Here is a 6,669-nt window from a genome sequence, read left to right on the forward strand (position 1 = left end):
CAGACCCAGTTCGCTCGCGGACACGCTGGAACGCGTTCTGGACAAAGGCGTGGTGATCGTCGGCGACATTGCCGTGTCGGTGGTGGACATCGAGCTGCTCACGTTGCGGGTGCGGCTTTTCGTCGCCTCCGCGCAGACGGCTCGTGAGATGGGCATGGACTGGTGGACGGACGACCCGTTCTTCTCGCCGAAAGCGGTTCGGCCGGCCGAAAAACATGAACTTGAGCAGCAGAACGTCGAACTGCGCGATCGCGTCGCGGCGCTGGAACGCGCGCTGGAGGAGAAACGAGCATGAGCCGCGGCCTGTACGCGTACGCGATCACCAGGGACCGGCAGCTCGACCTCGCCGGACCGTGGCTCGTCGGGCACCGCGGCCTGGCGCTCGTCGTGGCCGAGGTCGAGCTGGACCTGTTCGCCGGGCTCGAGTTCGAGGAGGCGGCGGAGGACAGTCCGCTGGCCGTGCTGGCGCGTTACCACGACTCCGTGGTGCGCGCGGTGTTCGAGCACGAACCGGTGCTGCCGCTGCGGTTCGGCACCGTGCTGGAGAGCATCGACGCCGCCGTGCGTCTGCTCGGCGCCCGCCACGAGGAGGCGCGGGCGTGGCTGGACCGGGTGGACGGCCGCCGCGAGTGGGGAGTCCGGGTGCGCACGGCCGCGCGGGTGCCGGAGGACCTGAGCGGGTTGTCGGGGACGGCGTACCTGGCTCAGCGTCGCCGGCGCCTGACTGACGCCGACGTGGCGCGGCGTGGTGCGGAGACCCTGCACGAGGCACTGACCGGACGGGCCGCCGAGGCCACTCGCCGCGATGCCACCGGCTTGCTCCTCGACGCGGCGTACCTGGTCGACGCCGCCGCTGAGCACGACTTCCGCGCCGAGGTCGAACGGTCGACCGCCGACCTGGGACTGACGGCGGAGATCACCGGACCCTGGCCGCCGTACTCGTTCACGACCGTGGAGTTCGCCGATGCCTGAACAGAACGCCGCGAGCCTCGTCGACCTGCTCGACCGCGTGGTGCACCGGGGCGCGGTGGTGCGCGGCGACGTGGTCATCGCGCTGGCGGGCGTCGAGCTGATCCGCCTCGACCTCCGGCTGCTGCTGATCGGCATCGGCGGGTGAGCGCGCAGGACGCGGGCAAGGGACTCGGCCGGATCGTCGTGGCCGTCCTGGAGCTCGTGTGCGAGCTGCTCGAACGTCAGGCGCTGCGCCGGGTGGACGCGGGCACGTTGACCGCACAGGAGGTGGAGAACCTCGGCCAGGCGCTGATCTCACTGCAACGTCAGTTCGCGGCACTGCGCGAGGCGCTGGGAGAGCCGGACATCTCCGGCGTCCGGCTTCCCGTCGACATCGCGAGTCTGCTTCCGCACGAGAGGACATGATCGTGACCGCTCCTGCCATCCCCAACTCCGGCGGCCTCGCCGACGTGTTGAACGTCCTGCTGGACAAGGGACTCGTGATCGACGCATCGGTGCGGGTCTCGTTGATCGGCATCGAGATCCTGGCCATCGACATCAAGGTCGTGATCGCGAGCGTCGACACCTACATCCGTTACCTGGAAGCGATGCAACGGCTCGAAGCGACCCGCCGGGGCATGATCGCGCCACCGCCGGTTCCGCAGGGCATCACCGGCACGTACGGCCTGCTGGCGCCCGCCGTGGTCGCACCCGCGATGGTCAACCCCGCCCCGCTCCAGGTGGAGGAGCACCAGCAGTGAGCCTGTTCCTGCACGGCGTCGTGCGGGCGAGCCACCGGCTTCCCGGCGAGTCGCGGTTCCGGTTGGTGGCACTGGAAGATCTCGCCGTGGTGGTCAGTGACCGGGTGGAGAACCGTGCGCTGACCGACCAGGAAGCGACCGCGCATCTCGCCGGGTTGTGCGCGTTGCTGCCGGGCGGTCCGGTGCTGCCACTGCGCATCGGCACCACCGCGGTGGACGAGGCCGCCGCCCGCGCCGCCGTGCTCGCGTTCACCGCGCCCGTGCTGCGCCGGCATCTCGACGAGCTTGACGGCCTGGCCGAACTGCACGTGCGCCTGGTGTTCGACGAGGACACCGCGCTGCACGCCGTCTACCGGGAGGGGACGTTCACCCTCGCGCAGGGCGAGCAGATCGTCCGGGACGTCGTGGTGTGGCGCCGCAAGCAGGCCGACGAGCTGCTCGCGCCGGTGGCGGCTCGTTCGGTCGCGTTGCTGGACACGGGCGAACCCACCGAGGAGCTCCGCGCGTTGCTCGTGCCGCTGGACCACGTCGGGGCGGTGCGTGCCGCGGTGGCCGCGCTCGACGGGGTCACCGCGACCTGCACCGGTCCGTTGCCGGCGTTCCACTTCCTCGACCTGTCACCGAGTCAGCCCGCGTCGCGCTGGGGCTGGTGAGGCGAAGTCGACGGGACCGTCGTAACGGGACGACGCACGAGTGACTGCTTCCTGCGGCGTCAGGAAACGGCCCACGTGCGTCACGATCAACCGGCCCGCACCTGCTGCTCTCGCAGTCCCGCCGGCGTCCTCGGGTGTGTGGTGGACTTCGGACTTGGTGGCGCTTTCGGCCTCGCACAGCAGCACGTCGGTACCGCGGGCCAGCTCGACCAGGCTCGCGCACGGAGCGGTGTCGCCGGAGTACGTGAGGGAGGTACCCGCTTCGATCCGCACCGCGAACGCCGGGATGCCGTGCTCCACCGCGGCTGTGGTGAGCCGCATCGAGCCGACTTCCGCGGTGTGCCCGTCGTGCAGCTCGGTGATCTCGAACGCGGACTCGACCGGGCTGCGCTCCGGGCCGTTCGTGAGGAACCCGGCGAGCCGGTCGGCGATGCCGGGCGGGCCGAGGAGCGGAATCGGGGCGCGGTCGATGTCCGCGAACAGCAGGGCGTAGTAGGCGGTGAGCAGATCGGCGCTGTGGTCCGCGTGCAGGTGCGAGATCCAGATCGCGTCGACGTCCTGCAGTTTTGTGTGGCGCTGCAACGGTCCTAGCGTGCCGGTGCCCGCGTCCATCCACAAGCGAGTGTCTCCAGTGGACACCAGGTAGCCGGAGCACGGGTTGTCCGCGCTCGGGTACGGCGTCGCGCACCCGAGCACGGTCAGATCGAGTCCCATGCGTCCACGCTAGATCAACGCGCGCGGGTGCCCTTGAGCTTCACCAGTTCCGACTCGAAGAGGTTCTCCTCGACCTTCAGCGTGCCGGGGACTTTGCTGTCCGGCCGCGACATGTACGACTGGGTCGCGGACGGCCGTCCCACCAGCGAGAACCGCAGATCGCCGGTCAGCCCCTTGACCTTGATGTTGTTGGTGTCGTGGAACGCGCGCAGCACGCCGTCGCGCGTCAGGTCCTTCTTGGCGCAGGCCTTCTCCAGCACGGCGACGTACGCCGTCGCCACGGTGTAGCCGTGCACGGTGTTCAGCGTGCCCGGCTCGTTCGGCCACCGTTCCTGGTAGCCGGCGCGCAGCTCGCGGACGCCTTCCACGTCGGCGCTCCACGGCGCGACCGGCGAGGTGAGCACGACCTGCTTGGCGAACACCGGCGCGACCGGCGACTCCATGATCGCCGGGTCGTAGCTGACGGCGCTGGACAGGATCGGCGCCGTCCACCCGAGCTGCGCGGCGATGCCGACGGCCGCCGCGGTCTGCGGCGGGGTCAGGCTGAGGACCAGGACCTTGGCCCCGGACGCCTTCAGCGCGGTGATCTGCTCGATCAGGTTCGCGGTGGTCTCGGTGACGGCCTGCTCGGAGACCTTCATGCCCCAGTTGTCCGCGACGAACCGGCTTCCCTCCAGCGCGTTGTCGCCGAAGCTGCCGCGCAGGTGCAGGTGGGCGATCGTGTCGCCGGCCGCGAGCGCGCCCTTGCGCTTGAAGTGGTCGAGGCCGTTGATGATGTCGAGGTCGTAGGTGGTGCCGACGATCATCATGTGCGGGTTGCCGAGCAGGGAGGCGGCCCACGAGCTGGGCACGGTCAGCGCCCTGGTCTGCATGAGGTCGGGCTCGATGGCCGCGGTCATCGGCGTGCCGGAGACGTCGATGAAACCCAGCACCCGGGGTTCGAGCTCGAAATAGCCGTCGAGCGCCTTCTGGACGTCGTACGCGTGGTCCTTCTGCTTCAGCTCGATGTGCCGCCCGCACACTCCGCCGCGTTTGTTGACGGTGTCCAGATAAAGTTCGTATCCGCGAATGCGGGAAACCGACGACGCTTTGAACGGGCCTGTCATGTCGGTCAGCACGCCGAGCGAAATCGATTCAGCCGTGACGCCAGGACCAGTGCGAACGGGCACGTCGTCCTGGTTTCCGGAGGCGCAGGCGGTGAGTGTGCCGACCAGCATCGTGGCCGACAAGAATACATGGCGAATGGACATACCAGGCCTCGTCGCAGGGGGAGTTACTCGGCGGTAGCGTGGAGTATTGGGTAACAGGTGTCAGCCAGTCCAATTTTGTGGCCTGAAACACCCCCGAGGGTGAATAACTTCGATTTCCGATGTAAATGGCCTGCCGGGTACCGTGATCGGGTGGAAGAGCCCGTGTGGAACGAGTGGCGGCGGCCCGGTCCGACACCGGCGCAACGACGGCGCGACCTCGGCATCGCCGCGCTCGTGCTGTTGTGCGCGGTCGAGTTCACCGTGCTGGTCAACAGCGTGGGCGCGTTCGCCTTCGGCCGGGCTCCCGACCTGCGCGAACAACTCGCCTGGGTGCTCGCCCTGTCCGTGCCGCTGGTGGTGCGCCGCCGCTACCCGCTGGCCGTCATGCTCGTGGTGTCGGCGTTGTTCATCGCCGCGCAGGTCCGGCAGCTCGGCGACAACCTGGTGCCGTCCGCGATCCTCTTCCTCACGATCTTCACCGTCGGCGCGTGGGAGCGGAACCGCGTGGTCGCGCGCTGGTCCCGCATCGGCGTGATCGTCGCGATGTTCCTGTGGCTGGGCTTCAGCCTCGTGCGGGCGCTGCTGGGCCCGGTGCAGAGCTTCAACAAGGCCGCGGGCCCGATGGACCCGACGCTCGCCAGTGTCCTTTACGGACTTGAGTTCAACATCTTCTTCTTCGTCTTCGCCTACGTGGTGGGCGAGATGGCGTGGACGGCCGCCCGGCGCCAGGCCCAGCTGGAGTTCCAGGCCGAGGAGCTGCGGCGTTCGCAGGAGCAGAACACGCGTGGAGCCCTCGCGGCGGAACGCATGCGGATCGCCCGCGACCTGCACGACGTGGTGGCGCACCACGTGTCGGTGATGGGTATCCAGGCCGGTGCCGCGCGCCGCGTCCTGGACTCCGATCCGGCGCTGGCCCGCGACGCCCTGCAGACCGTCGAGCAGACCGCCCGGACCGCGATCAACGAACTGCGCGGCCTGCTGGGTGTGCTGCGGGCGGACGCGGAACCCGATCTCCGTGCCGCGCCTGGTTTGGACGACCTGCCTGAGCTGCTCGACAACGCCCGCGCCGCCGGCTTGGAGGTCTCGCACGGCGTCTACGGCTCGCCGCGAGAGGTGTCGTCGGCCGTCGCGCTGTCGGCGTACCGGGTGGTGCAGGAGGCGTTGACGAACGTCGTCAAACACGCGGGCGCCCAACACGTCGACGTGCGCATGCGGTTCCTCGACAGTGCGCTGGAACTGGAGATCACCGACGACGGACGCGGTCGTTCCGTCGTGTCGGACTCCGGGTTCGGACTCGTCGGGATGCGCGAACGTCTCGCCGTGCACGGCGGATCGCTCGAAGCGGGCCCACGGCGTGACGCGGGCTATCTCGTGCGCGCCTCGCTTCCCACTGCTTCTTCGGAGGAGACCGCGTGAGCCTGCGCGTCGTGCTGGCCGACGACCAGGACCTGGTCCGCGCCGGCTTCCGCGTCATCCTGGGCACCGAGCCGGGCATCGAGGTGGTCGGCGAGGCAGGCGACGGCGTCGATGCCGTGTCCTTGGTGTCGTCGTTGCGGCCGGACGTCGTGCTGATGGACGTCCAGATGCCGCGCATGGACGGCCTCGAAGCCACCCGGCAGATCCTCTCCGCGGGCCACGGCACCCGCGTGGTCATCCTGACGACGTTCGACCGCGAGGACTACCTGTTCGAGGCGCTGCAGGCTGGGGCCAGCGGGTTCCTGCTGAAGAACGCCTCGCCGGAGGACCTGGTCGAGTCCGTGCGGGTGGTGGCTCGTGGGGACGCTTTGTTGTCGCCCGAGGTGACCCGGCGGGTGATTGCTCGCTTCAGCACTGCGCGGCCCGAGCGGACGCGGCCGCCGTCGTTGACTGACCGGGAGTTCGAGGTGCTGGTGGAGTTGGCGAAGGGTGCGTCGAACGCGGAGATCGCGGCGGCGTTGTTCCTGGGGGAGACGACGGTGAAGACGCATGTGTCGCGGGTGCTGGCCAAGCTGGGGTTGCGGGATCGGACGCATGCGGTCGTTTTTGCGTATGAGCAGGGGATTGTCACTCCTGGTGGTTGAGCTTTGGCGCCTTGCGGCGACGGTGTGGGTTGCGTCGAGAGAGAAAAACGACGCACGGCACCTATGGCACCTTGCTTGACCTGCGGGTTCACTCGATTGTGTGGCCGCTAGCCCCCTTTTTGGAAAATGATCTCGAATAGAATTGGGGGTATGGACGTCGTCGAGGTTCTCGATGCTCTCGATTTTCATGAGAAGCAGATTGCCTATCATCAGGCGCAGCGTCTGCATGTCCTGGCGGATTGTGCGATCGCGTGTGAGGGTGACGAGTTGTTGGAGGCCG

General features: G+C 68.7%; 10 protein-coding genes. 8 read left to right on the forward strand and 2 right to left on the reverse strand.

Translation table 11 applies throughout. From position 1 onward, the window contains the following. The 6 genes from ABZX92_RS44605 to ABZX92_RS44630 form a co-directional block, all read left to right on the forward strand. Positions 1–295 (forward strand): gas vesicle protein (locus ABZX92_RS44605; protein WP_355572067.1); only part of this gene is annotated, 295 nt, incomplete at its 5' end. Beyond that, a complete protein-coding gene (locus ABZX92_RS44610; protein WP_355572069.1) occupies positions 292–972 on the forward strand; it encodes a GvpL/GvpF family gas vesicle protein in 681 nt (226 codons plus the stop codon). The genes ABZX92_RS44605 and ABZX92_RS44610, both read left to right, overlap by 4 nt. Beyond that, positions 965–1,117 carry a gas vesicle protein GvpJ gene (gene gvpJ, locus ABZX92_RS44615; RefSeq protein ID WP_082115206.1) on the forward strand — a complete coding sequence of 51 codons (153 nt, stop codon included), beginning with the start codon at positions 965–967 and terminating at the stop codon, positions 1,115–1,117. The genes ABZX92_RS44610 and gvpJ (ABZX92_RS44615) overlap by 8 nt, the downstream gene beginning before the upstream one ends. Further along, the gene (locus ABZX92_RS44620) at positions 1,114–1,377 is read left to right on the forward strand and encodes a gas vesicle protein K (RefSeq protein WP_355572071.1); all 264 of its coding nucleotides are present in this window, start codon (positions 1,114–1,116) and stop codon (positions 1,375–1,377) included. Before gvpJ (ABZX92_RS44615) ends, ABZX92_RS44620 begins: the two co-directional genes overlap by 4 nt. A 2-nt stretch (positions 1,378–1,379) precedes the next feature. After that, a complete protein-coding gene (gene gvpJ / locus ABZX92_RS44625; protein ID WP_355572073.1) occupies positions 1,380–1,712 on the forward strand; it encodes a gas vesicle protein GvpJ in 333 nt (110 codons plus the stop codon). Then, positions 1,709–2,365, forward strand: a complete 657-nt coding sequence (locus ABZX92_RS44630) for a GvpL/GvpF family gas vesicle protein (RefSeq protein WP_355572075.1) — start codon at positions 1,709–1,711, stop codon at positions 2,363–2,365. Before gvpJ (ABZX92_RS44625) ends, ABZX92_RS44630 begins: the two co-directional genes overlap by 4 nt. On the opposite strand, the gene ABZX92_RS44635 is transcribed toward ABZX92_RS44630, so the two are convergent. Together ABZX92_RS44635 and ABZX92_RS44640 are read right to left on the reverse strand one after the other, a co-directional pair. Beyond that, entirely contained in the window at positions 2,330–3,079 is a 750-nt protein-coding gene (locus ABZX92_RS44635; protein WP_355572077.1) for an MBL fold metallo-hydrolase, read from the reverse strand. The genes ABZX92_RS44630 and ABZX92_RS44635 overlap by 36 nt on opposite strands. 14 nt (positions 3,080–3,093) lie before the next feature. After that, a complete protein-coding gene (locus tag ABZX92_RS44640; protein ID WP_355572079.1) occupies positions 3,094–4,296 on the reverse strand; it encodes an ABC transporter substrate-binding protein in 1,203 nt (400 codons plus the stop codon). Between the two features lie 183 nt (positions 4,297–4,479). Between ABZX92_RS44640 and ABZX92_RS44645 the strand changes: the two genes are divergently transcribed. Continuing rightward, positions 4,480–5,745: a sensor histidine kinase gene (locus tag ABZX92_RS44645; RefSeq protein WP_355572081.1), complete on the forward strand. Its 1,266-nt coding sequence runs from the start codon at positions 4,480–4,482 to the stop codon at positions 5,743–5,745. Beyond that, the gene (locus ABZX92_RS44650; RefSeq protein ID WP_355572083.1) at positions 5,742–6,389 is read left to right on the forward strand and encodes a response regulator transcription factor; all 648 of its coding nucleotides are present in this window, start codon (positions 5,742–5,744) and stop codon (positions 6,387–6,389) included. Before ABZX92_RS44645 ends, ABZX92_RS44650 begins: the two co-directional genes overlap by 4 nt. Positions 6,390–6,669: the final 280 nt, after the last annotated feature.

The sequence above is a fragment of the Lentzea sp. NPDC006480 genome, from assembly GCF_040611995.1.
In the GTDB taxonomy this organism is placed as follows: domain Bacteria; phylum Actinomycetota; class Actinomycetes; order Mycobacteriales; family Pseudonocardiaceae; genus Lentzea.